The following is a 16,851-nucleotide window of genomic DNA, read 5'->3' on the forward strand; positions in this document are numbered from 1 at the left end:
TCCACATCAGTGTAAGGGGGTCATTTTTGGACGCCGATCACCCCGTTACGGGGTCAAAATTGCACGCCTGTTCACACTTCTTCCATTTCCGCATGTTCGGCGTTGAGTTGGTCCAAGACGCCCGCGCCTGTCACGGCGGACAGGTGATCTTGGATACCGCTTGTCGCCAAGCCGCTCATAGCGTCGCGCACTTGTTCCTGCACGCTACCGATACCGCTGGCCTTGATCGCATCTTGTATGCTGCCAATTCCGCTGGCTTTGATCGCATCTTGCAGACTGTTCACGGAACCCACGGCGTCCTGCAAAGCGCTGAAGCCGCCGATGCCGCGCAACGCGTCTTTCATAACAGCGCTTCCTTCTGTCATTTCCTTGAACTGTTCCCTCAGGCGTTCATCCGCAGCCGCCCGGTCTTCATCGCTCATTTCCATGTTTAACTTGGAAATGTCGAAACTTTTGGGTTTCTCATTGCCGGTGTCTTCATCACTCATCGTCTACACCTTGTCGTCGCCCCGCCGCTTTCTACATCATATAGCGCCTGCTGTTGGCGTATACTAGCATTGAGGGTTAAAGTTTTTGGAGCCCAAATCCACGGCAGCTCTTCGAGGTTCAAAGGAACAATTTTGCAAGCGCAGAGGATGACCCGTTTCCGCCCCTCGCGTCGGTGCCTGACGTCAGGCTGCGTCTTGCGCGAATGTCGCGCATGGGCTGGGCTCCAGACCTTCGCCGCATTTGGTGTGAAGGTCAGCAAGAGGTCGTTCGGACCCCTCTGGAATGCGGGATTTCCGCCACGGTGCATGACCCGGTTCCTTTCCGGTTTTGAGCTTCATGCGTTGTGGAGTGAACGGCCGGCCTTGCCGCCGTGCCCCTCCAACGTCGAGAGGGGACACCCCTCTCGACGCTCTCCCCATCACTCCAGCAAGAAGGGCCAGACCGGGGAGCAGGGCCTGCCCCTTCCGTCGTGCGCGCGCCTTGTGACGCGCACGACGGAAGGTCCCGGCCGATAGGATAGAGGGAAGATCGGGCGCGTCGGACATCCACAATTCAAGGACACCGACAATGCTCGACAGCACCCAGACCACCTTCGCGATGGCCCCGGCGTGGCAGGACCACATCTCGCCGGGCGACATCGTCTCGTTCCGCTTTCCGCTCGCCGAGGAGGGCCATACCGGGCGCCCCAAGGCGCGCCCCTGCCTGATCCTCGATCTCGAGGAGCATGGCGGCAAGCGCTATGCGCTGCTCGCCTACGGCACCACCTCCCGTCGCCGGTCCAACATCGGCTATGAGGTGCATGTCCGTCGCCGGGCGGACTACCTCTCGGTGGGGCTGAATGAGCCGACCCGCTTCGTCGGCGCGCGCAGGTTGCTCGTGCCGCTGAACCACAGCGGCTTCGCCGTGTGCCGGGCCACCGGTTCGGCGGTGCTCGGGCGCCTCGCTGGGTCAGCCCTCGCAGCGATGAACGCCGTGCGCGGACGCATCCACGCTGAGCGCGACATCGCGACCGACCGCCGGGCCGAGCGCCGTTCCCGGGCAGGTGCGGGCCGGGGGCACGGCTTTACAGTCGAAAGGCGTGCACCGCGTCGCGTCGTCGCGGGAAAGGCGGTGCAGCAATGACTGCGCTTCCGCCGAAAACCCTCGTCGAGCACCAGGTCGATCTTGTTCGCGCGGTCATCGAACGGCGTGCAAGCATGCCCCGGCACCTCGCCCAATGGGTGATGCCGCATCTCGGCGCCGGCGCGCGGGGAATGGTCCGCGAGACCATTGAGCACCTCGACGACGAGACCGACATCGACGAGGGCCTCGCCGACTACCTCGATATCGCCATCGTCGAGATCCGTGGCGAGATCGCCGCCGGGACGACCGAGGAGAAGATCCAGATTCCGCCCGAGGAGCTGATCGGCGGCTCCTTGGCCTTCGACCGGCACAGGCAGCTTTCGCCCGCTGCGGAGGCGCTCCAGGAAGCCCTGCCGCCGCTCGTGGAGCTGTATCAAGCTGTCCGGAGGGCGATCGACTTCGCCGAAGCGATCAAGATGAGTATCCGCATGATCGACTCGAAATGATGGGACGGCGCCCTCCCGGGCGCCGTCCCTTGAGGGGCCGAGAGGCCCCGGCGCCGGGATCGGATCTCCCGGCGTTCGGCGCGCCGGCGATGATCACCACTCCTTCGCTGCTACGAAGCTGCCGGCGCGCCATCACCCTCATAGGAGAAAGCGATGAAATACTGCACCCGCGCTCATGTCTGGCTGCGCAGAAACTCTATCCGAATATCGATTTCAGTTCTGCTGATCGTCCACGGTGCTCTGCTGATCTGGCCGGGCCAGTAGATTGGGCAGGGTGCGCGCTTCCTAGCCCACCGAGATGGGCGCGAAGATCTAACCGCTGACCATATAACTTCGCGGGCGCAAAAAAAGTGGAGCAAAATGTGGAGTAAATTAACAGGCATTTGCAGGCGCATTGCGCTGAAATGCCTTGTTTCTATGGGCGTATTCGCATTGCGCCGAGCCAAAAGTGGCGGAGAGACAGGGATTCGAACCCTGGGAACCCGTGAAGGCTCAACGGTTTTCGAGACCGCCCCGTTCGACCACTCCGGCACCTCTCCGCGGGGGTCTGGGGGCTGCGTTTAATCCGTCTTTTCGCGGGGCGCAAGCGGCAATCCGAACTTTTCTCTGCATTTTTCCGGGCCGGTTTTGATGCTGTTAACCGGGACCTGCGCAGATTGCCGGGCGGGCCGGCTTGGAAACCGGGCGGGCAGAGGTTAGATTCATGGAAACACACCGATCGGAGCCCCTGCATGCTGCACCGCATTCTTCCTCTCGCCACGGCCGCCGCGCTTACCCTGACCTCGCCGGTCTGGGCTCAGGCGACCCGGGCCACCGATGCGCTGCTCGACCAGCTCGGCCTGCCCGAGACGGTGGCGGTGATGCGCCAGGAGGGGCTCGACTATGGCGCGGAACTGGCGGCCGACATGCTGCCCGGCGGCGGCGGTCGCAGCTGGACCGAGGTGGTGCAGCGGATCTATGACACCGAGCGGATGGAAGCCACGGTGCGCAACGGCTTTGCCAGCGCCTGGGCCGACGAGAACCTCTCGCTCGAGGAGCTGGCCGCGTTCTTTGCCACCGAGGCCGGGCGCGAGGTGATCCGGCTGGAGATCTCGGCCCGCGAGGCGATGATCGACGACAGCGTCGAGGAGGCCGCGCGCGAGGCCTATCGCGACAGCGCCGACGAGACCGGGACCGACAGCCGCCTGCAGCTGATCTCCGATTTCATCGAAGCCAACGACCTGATCGACGCCAATGTGGTGGGCGCGATGAACTCGAGCTACGAATTCTACGCCGGGCTGGTCGATGGCGGCGCCTTCGAGATGAGCGAGGAGGAGATCCTCGAAGTGGTCTGGGACAGCGAGGCCGACAATCGCAGCGACACCCGTGAATGGCTTTTTGCCTACATGATGCTGGCCTACCGCCCGCTGGAAGAGGCGGCGCTGCGCGATTATGTCGAAATGGCCTCGAGCGATCAGGGCAGGGCGCTGAACCGGGCGCTTTTTGCCGGCTTCGACCGGATGTATGGCGAGATTTCCTATGCGCTGGGCCTGGCGCTGGCGCGGCAGATGACTGCCCAGGAGCTGTAGACACCGCCAGACCGGCATCGGGGCGCCAAAGCGCCGGAAAATCACTTGACAGCGGGGGCCAACCTCTGAATAAGGCGCAGACCCCGCCGGGCCATGCCTCGCGGGGTTTGATATTCATGACGCTCCGACATGGGGCGCGCTGTTCGCGGCGATCCGGGCCAGAGCCCTGATCATCAACACGGGACACCGGGGCCACAGAACGCGGAAACAAAGGAAGAGACGGATGTTCGCAGTCCTCAAAACGGGCGGCAAGCAATACAAGGTTTCCTCGGGCGATATGCTTCGCGTCGAGAAACTGGCTGCTGATGCCGGCGAAAAGGTTCAATTCAACGACGTGCTGATGCTGGGCGGTGACAATACCGTTCTGGGCAGCCCGCTCGTCAGCGGGGCCGCGGTTCAGGCCGAAGTGATCGACCAGATCAAGGGTGACAAGGTCATCCACTTCGTCAAGCGCCGCCGGAAGCACAGCTCCAAGCGCACCAAGGGCCACCGTCAACAGCTGACGCTGATCCGCGTGACCGACATCCTGGCCGAAGGCGCCGACAAGTCGGGCGTCAAGGCCGCGATCGGCGCAGGCTCCGTGGCGGGCGCATCCGCTGCCGCCGCACCGAAAGCCGAGAAAGCCGCTGCCAAGGCAGAGGCTCCGAAAGCCGAAGCCGCCGCCGGCGACGATCTGACCAAGATCACCGGTGTGGGCCCCGCGGCCGCGAAAAAGCTGAACGATGCCGGGATCACCAGCTTCGCCCAGCTTGCAGAGGTTGACGTCGACAGCTTCGATGCCGTCAAGGTCAAGCCGGAATGGACCCAACAGGCCAAAGAACTGGCCGGGAAATAAGGAGAGTACCCCATGGCACATAAAAAAGCAGGCGGCTCCTCCCGCAACGGTCGCGACTCTGCCGGACGCCGTCTTGGCGTCAAGCTTTACGGTGGTCAGAGCGCGATCCCCGGCAACATCATCGTGCGTCAGCGCGGCAACAAGTGGTGGCCGGGTGAAGGCGTGGGCCAAGGCAAGGATCACACCATCTTTGCCACTGTCGAAGGCAATGTGACCTTCCGCAAGGGCTTCAAGGGTCGGACCTTCATTTCCGTCCTGCCCGCCGCAGAGGCCGCCGAGTAAGCCGACCTTAAGGTTTGCATGACAAACAGCGGGGATCGGCAGACGCCGGTCCCCGCTTTGTCGTGCGGGCCTGATTTTTCGTGACAGAAGCGTCAAAGCGCCTGCGGCGATTTGGTCTTTCCGTAATTTGTCATTTTCTGGTAGAAATGCGGGATGAGCCAGGACAGTCAATCAAGGATCCAGGCGGCGCCAGCCGCACCCCGGAGGAGGCGGGATCCTGCGAGCGACCTCTTGCATCAGCCCGGGCGCGTTGCCATCTCTATGCCATGTTTTCGGAGTAATCTGAACAGGTTCGGTGACACGCTTCCGGGTCTGGCCCCGACCGGACACCACTGAAAGTACCCCGTGACAGGGGGCGCGGGACCTCGCCTTGACGGCGCGGTTTCCGGTCCGCCCCCCGAGACTGCCGTTTTTGAGGAGGAACTGCATGACCGCCCAGCAACACCTGGTTGTTCAACCCCTGATCGAAACCGAACGCGTGGACCTGCGTCCGCTGCGCCGGTCCGACATGGGGCTGATCGAGATGCATGCCTCCGACGAGCGCGTGGCCCGCATGACCACTTCGATTCCGCATCCGCTGCCGCCCGGGGTGACCGAAGCCTTCGTCACCCGCGCCATGGCAGCCGACCGGCTCGAGGATGTCTGGGCGATGGACGGCACGCGGCTGGACGGGCCGGAACTGATGGGTCTGATCTCGCTCGAACGGATGGACCGCAACCAGTCCGAGGTCGGCTACTGGGTGGCGCCGGCCTTCTGGAACACCGGGCTTGCGTCTGACGCGGTGCGGGCGCTTGTCGAGGCCAACCCGATGGACAATGACACGATGTTTGCATCGGTCTTTCAGGACAACCCGGCCTCGGCGCGGGTGCTGACGAACTGCGGCTTCAACTACATCGGCGACGCCGAGAGCTATTCGCTGGCCCGCGGCGCCCAGGTGCCCACATGGACCTATCTGCGCAAGCTGCGGTGAGGTTTGGGGGCGCTGCCCCCGTCCTCGCAAGCGAGGACTCCCCCGAGGGTATTTGAAAACAGAAGAAGCAGGGGATGCGCCAAGGCTTGAGGCCGGGGCGCATTTTCTTTATCGCCGGTGCAGCAATCAATGAGGCGCATGCCATGAAATTTCTCGATCTCGCCAAGGTCTATATCCGTTCCGGCGCCGGTGGCGGCGGGGCGGTCTCGTTCCGGCGCGAGAAGTACATCGAATACGGCGGCCCGGATGGCGGCGACGGCGGCAATGGCGGCTCGGTGATCATCGAGGCGGTCGACGGTCTGAACACGCTGATCGACTTTCGCTATCAGCAGCACTTCTTTGCCAGGAACGGCCAGCCCGGCATGGGCAAGCAGCGCACCGGCAAGGATGGTGACGACATCATTCTGCGGGTGCCGGTGGGCACCGAGGTGCTGGACGAGGACGAGGAGACGGTGATTGCCGAGCTGATGGAGGTGGGCGAGCGCATCGTCCTGGCCAAGGGCGGCAATGGCGGCTTCGGCAACCTGCATTTCAAGAGCGCCACCAACCAGGCGCCGCGCCGTGCCAATCCTGGCCAGCCCGGGGTGGAGCGGACGATCTGGCTGCGGCTCAAGCTGATCGCCGATGCGGGGCTTCTGGGCCTGCCCAATGCCGGCAAGTCGACCTTTCTCGCGGCAACTTCGAACGCGCGGCCGAAGATCGCCGATTATCCGTTTACCACGCTGCACCCGAACCTCGGGGTGGTGGGCGTCGACGGCGCGGAGTTTGTCGTGGCGGACATTCCCGGGCTGATCGAGGGCGCGCATGAGGGGCGCGGCATCGGTGACCGGTTCCTGGGCCATGTCGAGCGCTGCTCGGTGCTGTTGCACCTGGTCGACGGCACCTCCGAGGCCGTGGCCGAGGATTACCGCACCATCATCAACGAGCTCGAGGCCTATGGCGGTCACCTGGCCGACAAGCCGCGGGTGACCGTGCTCAACAAGATCGACGCGCTCGATGACGAGGAACGGGCGGAGGCCAAGGCCGCGCTCGAGGCCGAGGTCGGCGGGCCGGTGATGATGATGTCCGGTGTGGCACGCGACGGGGTGACCGAGGTGCTGCGCGCGCTGCGCGCCGAGATCTCGGAGGACAAGCTGCGGCAGCAGGCGCAGGACGAGGAGCCCGAGACGTGGCAACCCTGACCGACGCCCGCCGCATCGTCATCAAGATCGGCTCGGCGCTGCTGGTGGACCGCACCACCGGCGCGCTCAAGGACGACTGGCTGCGTGCCCTGGCCGAGGATGTGGCCTGGCTGAAGAGCAAGGCCGACGTGATCCTGGTGTCCTCGGGTTCGATTGCTCTGGGCCGTGGTGCGCTTGGGCTGGGGCTCTCCGAACTGCCGCTGGAGCAGTCGCAGGCCGCCGCCGCTGTGGGCCAGATCCGCCTGGCGCGGGCCTATGAAGAGGCGCTGGCGCCACATGGGCTGACCACCGCGCAGGTGCTGGTGACGCTGGAGGATTCGACCGACCGGCGGCGCTACCTCAACTCGCGCGCCACGCTGGAAACGCTGATCTCGCTCGGTGCGGTGCCGATTGTCAACGAGAACGACACCGTCGCCACCGACGAGATCCGCTATGGCGACAATGACCGCATGGCCGCGCAGATCGCCGCCACCGTCGGGGCCGATGTGCTGGTGCTGCTGTCCGATGTCGACGGCTTTTACACCGCTAACCCCGCCACCGACCCCGAGGCGCGGCGCTATGACGTGATCGACCTGATCACCCCCGAAATCGAGGCGATGGCCGGTGACGCCGGCTCGGGCCTGTCCAAGGGCGGCATGAAGACCAAGCTGATGGCCGCCAAGACCGCCACCGCCGCGGGCTGCGCCATGGCGATCACCCATGGCGAGACGCTGCGGCCTCTGCAGGCGTTGAAGAACGGCGCCAATGCCACTTGGTTCACCGCCCATATCGATCCGCAGGCGGCGCGCAAACGCTGGATCGCGGCGATGAAACCGCGCGGCGAGGTGGCGCTCGATGCCGGCGCGGTCGAGGCGCTGCAGGCCGGGCGCAGCCTCTTGCCGGCGGGCGTCAGCGGCGTCAGCGGCACCTTCGGGCGCGGCGATCCGGTGGCGATCACCGATGGCGCCGGCCACGTGCTGGGTCAGGGGCTGACGCGTTATACCGCCGCCGAGACCCGCACCATCAAGGGCCACCGCTCCGACGAGATCGAGGCGCTGCTGGGCTACCCAGGCCGGGCGGTGCTGATCCACCGTGATGACATGGCGCTGTGATCCGCGCTTCTTCTGTTTGAAAATACCTCCGCCGGAGGCATAAAGTCTCTGGACCCCGGCCCAGCAAAGGCACCCGACATGAAAGACCTCGCAGACATCCCCGCCCTGATGGCCGACATCGGCGCCCGCGCAAAAGCCGCCAGCGCCGAGCTGGCCTATGCCCCGGCCGAGGCCAAGCAGGCCGCGCTGACCGCCGCCGCCGACGCGGTCTGGGCCGCGCGCGACGCGATCATCGCCGCCAATGCCAAGGACATGGAGTTCGGCCGCGACAAGGGCCTGAGCCCGGCGATGCTTGACCGGCTGATGCTCGACGAGACCCGGATCAAGGGGATGGTCGACGGGCTGCGCGCCGTGGCCGAGCAGGACGATCCGGTGGGCGCGGTGCTCGAGGAATGGGACCGGCCCTCGGGGCTGCACATCCGCCGGGTGCGCACGCCTCTGGGCGTGGTCGGGGTGATCTACGAGAGCCGCCCCAACGTGACGGCGGATGCCGGCGCGCTCTGCCTCAAGGCGGGCAATGCAGTGATCCTGCGCGGCGGCTCAGAGAGCTTTCATTCTTCGGGCGCCATCCATGCGGCGATGGTCGAGGGTGTCACCTCGGCCGGGCTGCCGGCAGATGCGATCCAGCTGGTGCCGACGCGCGACCGCGCGGCGGTCAGCGAAATGCTGACCATGACCGATTTCATCGACGTCATCGTGCCGCGCGGCGGCAAGGGGCTGGTGGGTCTGGTGCAGCGCGAGGCGCGGGTGCCGGTCTTTGCCCATCTCGAGGGCATCGTGCACGTTTACCTCGACAAGGACGCCGATCCGGTCAAGGCGCTCGACGTGGTGCTCAATGCCAAGACCCGGCGCACCGGCATCTGCGGCGCCGCCGAATGCCTGCTGGTGCACCGCGACATCGTCGACACCATCGGACAGGGGGTGATCCGCGCGCTGATCGACGCCGGTGTCGAGGTGCGCGCCGACGAACGGCTGCAGAAGATCCCCGGCACCGTGCCGGCAGGCGAGGCCGACTGGGGCAAGGAATACCTCGATTCGATCCTCGCGGCGCGGGTGGTCGAAGATCTCGACGCGGCGATTGCCCATATCCGGCAGTACAGCTCGAGCCATACTGAATGCATCATCACCGAGGATGACGTCGCCGCCGAGCGCTTCTTCCAGCGGGTCGACAGTGCCATCCTGATGCGCAATGCCTCGACCCAGTTCGCCGATGGTGGCGAATTCGGCATGGGCGGCGAGATCGGCATTGCCACCGGCAAGATGCATGCCCGCGGCCCGGTGGGCGCGGCGCAGCTGACCAGCTTCAAGTATTTGGTCGAGGGCGAGGGCACCACGCGGCCCTGACCCGGTTCGGGCGCCCGGAACAAAATCATCGCAGGGCGTCAGACCGTGAGGGTCAACCGCCCCGCGGCCTCTTCGACCTGCGGCTTCCGGCCGATGTCGCGTGCGAGCAGCGGCAGCAGCACGAATTGCACGTGATTGGGCGCAACGACCGGCTCTTCGCTCTCTGGCGCCGGCGAGCGTGCGATCCGCTCCATCTGCTGCCAATGTGCCGGGTCGGGCACCACGCGTTCGGCCAGGCCGGTGACCGACCAATGACCGGGCTGGTATTCGATGCAGATCTCGCCGCCGCGCGGCAGCGCCGCCTCGACACATTGCATGGCCAGAAGCGCCAGTTGCACCTCGCGCCGGGGCAGGTCGCCGCCGGGGCTCCAGTCATAAGACACCCGGCCGGCATCGCTCAGCGCCTGCAGCACCATCAGGATCTCGTTGCGCGAGACCAGCGCATTGTCCGAGGCCGCGCCGAAGGCGATGCGAAAGAACCGGATGCGCGCGCTGGCATATTCGCAGCTGTCGGTCACCAGCGCCAGTTCCGGCCCGCCGCTCTTGGCGCCGCCCAGCGACATGAGCTCGAGCCCGTTGGCAATCGCGCCCACCGGCGAGATCAGATCGTGACAGATGCGCGAGGCTATCAGTGAGGCAAGCTTTGCCGTATAGGGGATCATCTTTATCCTCCGGAGGTGCGACGGATGACCGACATGAATGCCTTGCTGGAACCGGGAAACCTGGTGCGGCACCCGGATCGGCCGGATTGGGGGGTCGGGCAGGTCCAATCGAATATCGCAGGCAAGATAACAGTGAATTTCCGTGAAGCGGGCAAGGTTGTAATCGATGGCAACAGGATCGCGCTTGACCCCGTCTTCGAAGGCTAGGCTAAGCGCGCTTTGGTTAACAGCCTCTTAAGCGCGGCGCGGCAAGGCCCGGCAGTACGTTGTCATTGCGCCCGGGCCGCAGTATCAACCGCGCAAGAGCCAAGGCAAAGCGGGACGATCATGAGCACACCGGAGTTTTCCGTCAGGCTTGCCCGAAGCGAGGACGAAATCCGCGCGGCCCAGGCCCTGCGCTACCAGGTCTTTGTCGAAGAGCTGGGCGGCGGCGGCGCCATGGTCGACCATGGCGCGCGGCTCGAAAGGGACAGGTTCGACCCCTATTTCGACCACCTGCTGCTGTATGACACCGCCCGCGAAGCTGCGCCGGTGGTGGGCGTCTACCGGGTGCTGCGCGATGATCAGGCGGCGGCGATGGGGCAGTTCTATTCCGACGAGGAATACGACCTCGGCCCGCTGCGCGCCTCTGGCCGGCGGCTGATGGAGCTGGGGCGGTCCTGCCTGCACCCCGACTATCGCGGCGGGGCGGCAATGTTCCACCTCTGGCAGGCGCTGGCGGAATACGTCGAGGAGCATGCCATCGAGGTGCTGTTCGGCGTGGCCAGCTTCCACGGCACCGACGCCAAGGCGCTGGCGCAGCCGCTGTCCTCGCTCTACCACAACCATCTGGCGCCGGAAGAGCTGCGGGTCAGGGCGCGGCCTGCGCAGTACCAGCACATGGACCTGCTGCCGCCGGATCAAATCGACCGCAAACAGGCGATGCTGCAGACCCCGGCGCTGATCAAGGCCTACCTGCGGCTCGGTGGCATGGTGGGCGAGGGGGCCTGGATCGACCATGCCTTCAACACCACCGATGTCTGCCTGGTGATGGACACCGCCAGGATGAACGCCAAGCAGCGCCAGATCTACGCCAGCACCGGGGCGCGGCGATGACCCCGACCTGGAGCGGCGACGGCCCGCCGCCCGAGCTCGCCCGGCCCACGGGCCTGCGCGACTGGCTGCGGGTGGCGCGCCGCGGCGTGCCGATCCTGCTGCTGCTTGGCTTCGGGCTGGCGCTGCTGATGCTGGTGCGGCTGGTGGAATGGCCGCTTTTCGGCAAGCGGCGGCCGGTCACGCCCTATATCACCGTGGTGGTCTGCCGCGGGGTGCTGCGGCTGCTGGGACTGCGCCACCAGTTGCACGGCACGCCGATGCGCGACCATGGCGCCTTTGTCGCCAACCATGCCTCCTGGCTTGATATCTTCGTGCTGAATGCGGCGCGGGATGTCTATTTCGTCTCCAAGGCGGAAGTGGCGCGCTGGCCGGGCATCGGCCTTCTGGCGCGGGCCACCGGCACGGTCTTCATCTCGCGCGACCGGCGCGAGGCGCGGGCCCAGACCGAGCTGTTCCGCAGCCGGCTGAGGGGGCGGCATCACCTCTTGTTCTTTCCCGAGGGCACCTCGACCGACGGGCGGCGGGTGCTGGCCTTCAAGCCCACGCTCTTTGCCGCCTGTTTCGACCCGGCGCTGCGCGAGGCGCTGTTCATCCAGCCGGTGACGGTGATCTATCGCGCGCCAGAGGGCGCCGATCCGCGGTTCTACGGCTGGTGGGGCGAAATGTCCTTTGGCGAGCACATGCTGGCGATGCTGGTGGCGCGGCGGCACGGGGCGGCAGAGGTGATCTTTCATCCGGCCCTGAAGGTTGCGGACTTCGAGGACCGCAAGACCCTGGCGCGCAGGCTGGAAGAGACGGTGCGCGGGGCGCATGCGGCGGGGTTGGCGCGCTAGGGGGGATGTGCCCCGCCGCTGCAAAAATGAGGGCTGCGCCCGCAGGTTTGTTTGATGTGGGGGGCTCTGCCCCCGTCCTCGCAGGCGAGGACTCCCCCGAGGGTATTTTCGGCAAGAGGAAGTTGGGGGGGGCCTGCCTTGGGGGTCAGGCCTGCATGGCGTTCAGGAAGGTGCGGGCCTGGGCGGCGGGGTCTTCGGCGCTCCAGATCTCTTCGCCGAGACCGAAGAAATCGGTGACGGGGGAGAGGTCGCGGATCAGCGCCTCGTCGAGGGCGCCTTCGGCCACCACCGGCAGTTCGATCATCTGCGACCACCAGTCGAAAAGCTCGCGTTCGGCCAGGGCGCCGTCGCCGAGGCTGCTGGCACCCACCGGGCCGAAGCAGACGTAATCGGCGCCGGCCTCGCCGCCCGACATGCCGTCGTGACGCGAGGTGGCGGCGTGCAGGCCGACGATGGCATCCTCGCCCAGGGTCTTGCGGGCGGCGCGGACGCTGTGGGCCTCCTTGAGGTGGACGCCGTCGAGGCCCAGCCGTTCCGACAGCAGCACGTGGGATTCGATCACCAGCGCGATGTCGCGGCGGTGGGTGATCTCGCGCAAGAGGTCGGCGGCGCGGGCAATGCGGTCTTCGTCGTGGCTGGCCATGGCCAGACGCAGGCAGGCCACGGGCACGGCATCAAGAACCGTCTCCAACTCCTTGCCAAAGCTTGACAATTCAAAGCTGGCTGGCGTGATCAGGTAGATTTGCGGGTGCTCGATCTCGGCCATTTCGGGCTCCATTCAGGTGGCTGCGCCTCCTATAGCGACAAATTTCGGGAATGGCTATCTCTGGCGGCGCCCGCGCCTATTTCGGCGGCAGCGCGTCGACGAAGTCGAGCGCCAGCGCCATCAGACCCTGTCTGGTGGCATCGCGGTCGAGGTCGTCTTCGTAGAGCTCGATCATTCCGCCCATCGGCCGGCCGGTAAAGGCCATGGGTTGCGCGCCTTCAAGCGCGAGAGCCCGGTCGGCATTGTCCTTGCCCACCCGGTACATCAGCCCGCGCTTGTGCACGCCGCAGAGCATGTTGCCGTTGAGCATGAAGCAGAGCCCGCCGAACATCCTGCGCTCCGACAGTTCCGCCACGCGAGGGCCGAGCGCCTCGCCCATGTCCTCGCGCAGCAGGGTCTCGTGTCCGGGATCATAGGCCATTGTCAGCGCTCCTCGCGGGCCGGCGGCAGAGGTGCCGTCGCGGGGCAGTTTATCGGCCAGGATGCAGCAGGGGAATTGCGCTTTTGCCGCCGGGACCGTAACAGGGCGGCCATGAGTGAGACCAACAGATACCGCCCGCAGCCCGCCATGGTGCTTGTCCGCCCGCAGATGGGTGAAAACATCGGTGGCGCCGCGCGCGCGATGTGGAATTTCGGCCTCGACCGCATGCGCGTCGTGGCCCCCCGCGACGGCTGGCCCAACCAGAAGGCGGTTGCCATGGCATCGGGTGCCGGGCGGCTCCTGGACGAGGCCGGGCATTTCGCCAGCACCGCCGAGGCGGTGGGCGATTGTTCCTTTGTCTTTGCCACCACGGCGCGGCAGCGCGGGCTGACCAAGCCGGTGGTGAGCCCGGAACGCGCCATGCAGATGGCTGCCGAGAAGATCGCCGCCGGCGAGCGGGTTGCGGTGCTTTTCGGGCCGGAACGGGCCGGGCTCGAGAACGACGACATTGCGCTCGCCAATGCCATCATTTCGGTGCCGGTGAACCCCGAGTTCGCCTCGCTCAACCTCGCGCAATGCGTGCTGCTGACCGCCTATGAATGGCGCCGCGCCAGCGAAGAGATCACCCATGAGACCGTCGAGATGGCCAAGACCGACTGGGCCTCGGCGATCGAGATGGACAAGCTGGCCGAGCATTACGAGGACCGGCTGCAGGAGGCCGGCTTCTTCTTTCCCGAGACCAAGGCCGAGGGCATGAAGATCAACCTGCGCAACCTCTGGTCGCGGATGCGGCTGACTCGGGCGGATGTTCAGATGCTGCATGGCATCATGCGCCAGATGGTGCGCTGGAAAGAGACCGCCGAGCGCTCGAAGCCCGAGTGATCCCTGCGGCATTCGGCGGCGCTTGAAGCCCCCGGAGGGCTTGACTACTGTCCGCCCAAACGGAGAGGCCCATGGCAGAGAAACGCAAATTGTTCGAAGAGGTGGGCGAGAGCAAGCGCCCGGACACCCCGGCCCGCACCGGCATGATCGACAGCGGCCGCCGCGGCGCGCGCGGCGCGATCCGGGCCTGGCTGATGGTGCTGTTCGCGCTGGTGGTGGCGATGATCCTGGTGGGCGGTCTGACCCGGTTGACCGATTCAGGCCTGTCGATCACCGAGTGGAAGCCGGTGACCGGCGCGCTGCCGCCGATGTCAGAGGCCGCCTGGACGGAAGAGTTCGACAAGTACAAGGCGATCCCTGAATACCAGTTGCAGAACAAGGGGATGACCCTTTCGGAATTCAAGGTCATCTACTGGTGGGAATGGGGTCACCGCCAGCTGGGTCGCTTTGTCGGGCTGGTCTGGGGCTTCGGCTTCCTGGGCTTCCTGGCGCTTGGAAAGATCCCGCCGGGCTGGACCGGGCGGTTGCTGATCCCCGGCGGGCTGGGCGGCATTCAGGGGGCTGTCGGCTGGTGGATGGTGTCTTCGGGGCTGACCGGCACCATGCTCGACGTGGCGAGCTATCGGCTGGCGACGCACCTGGGGCTGGCCTTTGTCATTCTGGGCGTGCTGAGCTGGTTCATCTTCCTGCTGGGCTGCGAGGAACGCGAGCTGATGCAGTGCCGGCGCAATCGCGAGGCCAAGCTGTTTCGCATGTCGACCGGGCTGATGCATTTCGCGCTGCTGCAGATCCTGATCGGGGCGCTGGTGGCCGGCATCGACGCCGGGCGGAATTACACCGATTGGCCGCTGATGGCCGGTGGGTTCTTTCCGCCGTTCCCCTTCGAGATCGAGCCGCTCTGGCGCAACTTCTTTGAAAACGACGGGCTGGTGCAGTTCATGCACCGGATGGCGGGCTATCTGCTGGCGATCTTCGGCGTGGTGGTCTGGCTGCGGGCGCGCAAGTCGCCCAATGGCAAGACCCGCTTTGCCTTCAACGCCGTGCTGGCGATGATGGCGCTGCAGGTGGTTCTGGGCGTGGTGACGGTGCTTTATTCCGCGCAGCTGCATATCGCGATCACGCACCAGCTGGGCGCCGTGGCGCTCTGGGTGCTGATCCTGCGGGCGCGCTTCATTGCCGGCTATCCCACGGCCGACAGCATTCGGGGGTCGGTGAGATGAGTGCTTATGACGAGCTGATGGCGTTTCAGCGCCAGACCGAGGCGCTGGCGCAGGTCGCCGGGCGACTGGGCTGGGATCAGGAAACGATGATGCCAGCCGGCGCCGCCGAGCAGCGCGGAGAAGAGCTGGGTGCGATGGAAGAGGTGCTGCATTCCCGTCGCACTGCGCCCGAGGTCGGCCAATGGCTGGCGGCGATCGACGATGCCTCGCTGGATGCGGTGGGTCAGGCGCAGATGCGCCACATCCGCCGCAACTATGCCCGGGCCGTCCGCGTGCCGGCGCAGCTGGCGGCGCGGATCGCCAGGACCACCTCGGTGGCCTATGGCACCTGGGCGCGGGCGCGTGCCGACGAGGATTTCGCCGCCTTCGCGCCGGTGCTCTCCGAAATCGTCGCCCTGCGCCGCGAGGAGGCTGGTCATATCGCCGAGGGCGGCGATGCCTATGACGCGCTGTTGCAAGGCTACGAGCCGGGGGCGACCGGCGAGGAACTGGCCGCACTCTTCGACGATCTGCGCCCGGGGCTGGTGGCGCTTCGGGCGGCGGTGCTGGAGCAACCCGCGCCGCAGCCGGTCAGCGGCAGCTATGACCTGGCCCTGCAACTGGCGCTGTCGCGCAAGCTGGCCGAGACCTTCGGCTATGACTTCACCCGCGGCCGCATCGACACCGCGGTGCATCCCTTCAGTTCCGGCAGCGGCAGCGACGTGCGGATTACCACCCGCACCGCCGAAGCTGATCCCTTCAACTGCCTCTATTCCACCATCCACGAGGTCGGCCATGCCTGCTATGAGCAGGGTATCGACCCCGCCTATGCGCTGAGCCCGCTGGGGCAGGGCGTGTCACTGGGGGTGCACGAAAGCCAGAGCCGGATTTACGAAAACCAGCTCGGCCGCAGCCGCGCCTTCTGTCACTGGCTCTACGGTCAGATGACGGACAGCTTCGGCGATATGGGCGTCGCGGATGAAGAGGCGTTCTACAAGGCCGTCAACCGTGTCCAGCGCGGCTTCATCCGCACCGAGGCGGACGAGGTGCAATACAACCTCCACATCATGCTGCGCTTCGATCTCGAACGCGACATGGCGCGTGGCACGCTCGAGGTGGAAGATCTCGAAGAGGCCTGGAATGCCCGCTTTGCCGAGGATTTCGGCTATGCGGTCGACAAGCCTTCGAACGGCGTGTTGCAGGATGTGCATTGGGCGGCCGGGCTGCTGGGCTATTTCCCGACCTATGCGCTTGGCAACGTCTACGCCGGCTGTCTCTACCTGGCCCTGCAAGACGATGTGCCGGGGCTCGACGATCAGCTGTCGCGTGGCGATCTCTCGGCTGCGACCGGCTGGTTGCACAAATACGTGCAACGTCATGGCGGTCTGCACGAGCCGCGGGCCGTGATCGAGCAAGCCTGCGGATTTACCCCATCCGAGGCGCCGCTTCTGGCCTACCTTGAGCAGAAGTTCGCCGATCTCTACGACCTCTAGAACCGTGGGATATCAGGGGGCTGGAGGTCGCTTGGCGGCCTTGTGGCCGCGCAGAGCCCTGCAAACACCGCTCTGAGCGGGATTTCAGGTCCGGCGCCCAGTGGCGCCCAGCCGTCGCAGGCGGGCAATTCCAGCCTTTTTGCATTTGCATGGTTCCCGACGTCGGATTTAT

19 protein-coding genes and 1 tRNA gene are annotated in these 16,851 nt (G+C 65.8%); 15 read left to right on the forward strand and 5 right to left on the reverse strand.

Features of this window, described 5'->3' with window-relative positions:
- Positions 1-71 precede the first annotated feature (71 nt).
- Positions 72-488, reverse strand: coding sequence for a hypothetical protein (locus ACN0SE_RS12225; protein ID WP_417524808.1), 417 nt, complete (start codon positions 486-488; stop codon positions 72-74).
- Between the two features lie 568 nt (positions 489-1,056).
- Between ACN0SE_RS12225 and ACN0SE_RS12230 the strand changes: the two genes are divergently transcribed.
- Together ACN0SE_RS12230 and ACN0SE_RS12235 are read left to right on the forward strand one after the other, a co-directional pair.
- Positions 1,057-1,611: a hypothetical protein gene (locus ACN0SE_RS12230; protein ID WP_417524809.1), complete on the forward strand. Its 555-nt coding sequence runs from the start codon at positions 1,057-1,059 to the stop codon at positions 1,609-1,611.
- Positions 1,608-2,057, forward strand: coding sequence for a hypothetical protein (locus tag ACN0SE_RS12235; RefSeq protein WP_417524810.1), 450 nt, complete (start codon positions 1,608-1,610; stop codon positions 2,055-2,057). The genes ACN0SE_RS12230 and ACN0SE_RS12235 overlap by 4 nt, the downstream gene beginning before the upstream one ends.
- A gap of 449 nt (positions 2,058-2,506) precedes the next feature.
- Here the strand turns inward: ACN0SE_RS12235 and ACN0SE_RS12240 are convergent.
- Positions 2,507-2,596: transfer RNA gene (locus ACN0SE_RS12240), tRNA-Ser, on the reverse strand.
- Positions 2,597-2,788: 192 nt separating this feature from the next.
- On the opposite strand from ACN0SE_RS12240, the gene ACN0SE_RS12245 reads away from it, so the two are divergent.
- From ACN0SE_RS12245 to ACN0SE_RS12275, 7 genes are all read left to right on the forward strand, one after another.
- The gene (locus tag ACN0SE_RS12245) at positions 2,789-3,625 is read left to right on the forward strand and encodes a hypothetical protein (protein WP_417524811.1); all 837 of its coding nucleotides are present in this window, start codon (positions 2,789-2,791) and stop codon (positions 3,623-3,625) included.
- 223 nt (positions 3,626-3,848) lie between these two features.
- Positions 3,849-4,460, forward strand: a complete 612-nt coding sequence (locus tag ACN0SE_RS12250; RefSeq protein ID WP_417524812.1) for a 50S ribosomal protein L21 — start codon at positions 3,849-3,851, stop codon at positions 4,458-4,460.
- A gap of 12 nt (positions 4,461-4,472) precedes the next feature.
- Positions 4,473-4,742 carry a 50S ribosomal protein L27 gene (gene rpmA, locus ACN0SE_RS12255; RefSeq protein ID WP_417524813.1) on the forward strand — a complete coding sequence of 90 codons (270 nt, stop codon included), beginning with the start codon at positions 4,473-4,475 and terminating at the stop codon, positions 4,740-4,742.
- A gap of 427 nt (positions 4,743-5,169) precedes the next feature.
- Positions 5,170-5,712, forward strand: coding sequence for a GNAT family N-acetyltransferase (locus tag ACN0SE_RS12260; protein ID WP_417524814.1), 543 nt, complete (start codon positions 5,170-5,172; stop codon positions 5,710-5,712).
- A gap of 143 nt (positions 5,713-5,855) precedes the next feature.
- On the forward strand, positions 5,856-6,893 hold the full coding sequence (gene obgE, locus ACN0SE_RS12265) for a GTPase ObgE (protein WP_417524815.1): 1,038 nt from the start codon (positions 5,856-5,858) through the stop codon (positions 6,891-6,893).
- Positions 6,881-7,984 (forward strand): glutamate 5-kinase, encoded by a 1,104-nt coding sequence (gene proB / locus ACN0SE_RS12270; protein ID WP_417524816.1) that lies wholly within the window; start codon positions 6,881-6,883, stop codon positions 7,982-7,984. Before obgE ends, proB begins: the two co-directional genes overlap by 13 nt.
- A gap of 78 nt (positions 7,985-8,062) precedes the next feature.
- Positions 8,063-9,328 carry a glutamate-5-semialdehyde dehydrogenase gene (locus ACN0SE_RS12275; RefSeq protein ID WP_417524817.1) on the forward strand — a complete coding sequence of 422 codons (1,266 nt, stop codon included), beginning with the start codon at positions 8,063-8,065 and terminating at the stop codon, positions 9,326-9,328.
- Between the two features lie 38 nt (positions 9,329-9,366).
- Here the strand turns inward: ACN0SE_RS12275 and ACN0SE_RS12280 are convergent, their stop codons facing one another.
- Complete coding sequence (locus ACN0SE_RS12280) at positions 9,367-9,990, reverse strand: histidine phosphotransferase family protein (protein WP_417524818.1); 624 nt, start codon at positions 9,988-9,990, stop codon at positions 9,367-9,369.
- Positions 9,991-10,014: 24 nt separating this feature from the next.
- Between ACN0SE_RS12280 and ACN0SE_RS12285 the strand changes: the two genes are divergently transcribed.
- The 3 genes from ACN0SE_RS12285 (at position 10,015) to ACN0SE_RS12295 (ending at position 11,918) form a co-directional block, all read left to right on the forward strand.
- Positions 10,015-10,197, forward strand: coding sequence for a DUF3553 domain-containing protein (locus ACN0SE_RS12285; RefSeq protein WP_323768429.1), 183 nt, complete (start codon positions 10,015-10,017; stop codon positions 10,195-10,197).
- A 120-nt stretch (positions 10,198-10,317) separates the two neighbouring features.
- Positions 10,318-11,085, forward strand: coding sequence for a GNAT family N-acetyltransferase (locus ACN0SE_RS12290; protein WP_417524819.1), 768 nt, complete (start codon positions 10,318-10,320; stop codon positions 11,083-11,085).
- Positions 11,082-11,918, forward strand: a complete 837-nt coding sequence (locus tag ACN0SE_RS12295; protein ID WP_417524820.1) for a lysophospholipid acyltransferase family protein — start codon at positions 11,082-11,084, stop codon at positions 11,916-11,918. The genes ACN0SE_RS12290 and ACN0SE_RS12295 overlap by 4 nt, the downstream gene beginning before the upstream one ends.
- Positions 11,919-12,063: 145 nt before the next feature.
- Here ACN0SE_RS12295 and ACN0SE_RS12300 read toward each other — a convergent pair whose 3' ends face one another.
- A complete protein-coding gene (locus ACN0SE_RS12300) occupies positions 12,064-12,684 on the reverse strand; it encodes a thiamine phosphate synthase (RefSeq protein ID WP_417524914.1) in 621 nt (206 codons plus the stop codon).
- Positions 12,685-12,760: 76 nt separating this feature from the next.
- The gene (locus tag ACN0SE_RS12305) at positions 12,761-13,105 is read right to left on the reverse strand and encodes a TfoX/Sxy family protein (protein ID WP_417524821.1); all 345 of its coding nucleotides are present in this window, start codon (positions 13,103-13,105) and stop codon (positions 12,761-12,763) included.
- 111 nt (positions 13,106-13,216) lie between these two features.
- Between ACN0SE_RS12305 and ACN0SE_RS12310 the strand changes: the two genes are divergently transcribed.
- The 3 genes from ACN0SE_RS12310 (at position 13,217) to ACN0SE_RS12320 (ending at position 16,679) form a co-directional block, all read left to right on the forward strand.
- Positions 13,217-13,987, forward strand: a complete 771-nt coding sequence (locus tag ACN0SE_RS12310; protein WP_417524822.1) for an RNA methyltransferase — start codon at positions 13,217-13,219, stop codon at positions 13,985-13,987.
- 71 nt (positions 13,988-14,058) lie between these two features.
- A complete protein-coding gene (gene ctaA, locus ACN0SE_RS12315) occupies positions 14,059-15,207 on the forward strand; it encodes a heme A synthase (protein WP_417524823.1) in 1,149 nt (382 codons plus the stop codon).
- A complete protein-coding gene (locus ACN0SE_RS12320) occupies positions 15,204-16,679 on the forward strand; it encodes a carboxypeptidase M32 (protein ID WP_417524824.1) in 1,476 nt (491 codons plus the stop codon). Before ctaA ends, ACN0SE_RS12320 begins: the two co-directional genes overlap by 4 nt.
- The last annotated feature ends 172 nt before the right edge of the window (positions 16,680-16,851 follow it).

Source organism: Marinovum sp., from assembly GCF_048263515.1.
In the GTDB taxonomy this organism is placed as follows: domain Bacteria; phylum Pseudomonadota; class Alphaproteobacteria; order Rhodobacterales; family Rhodobacteraceae; genus Marinovum.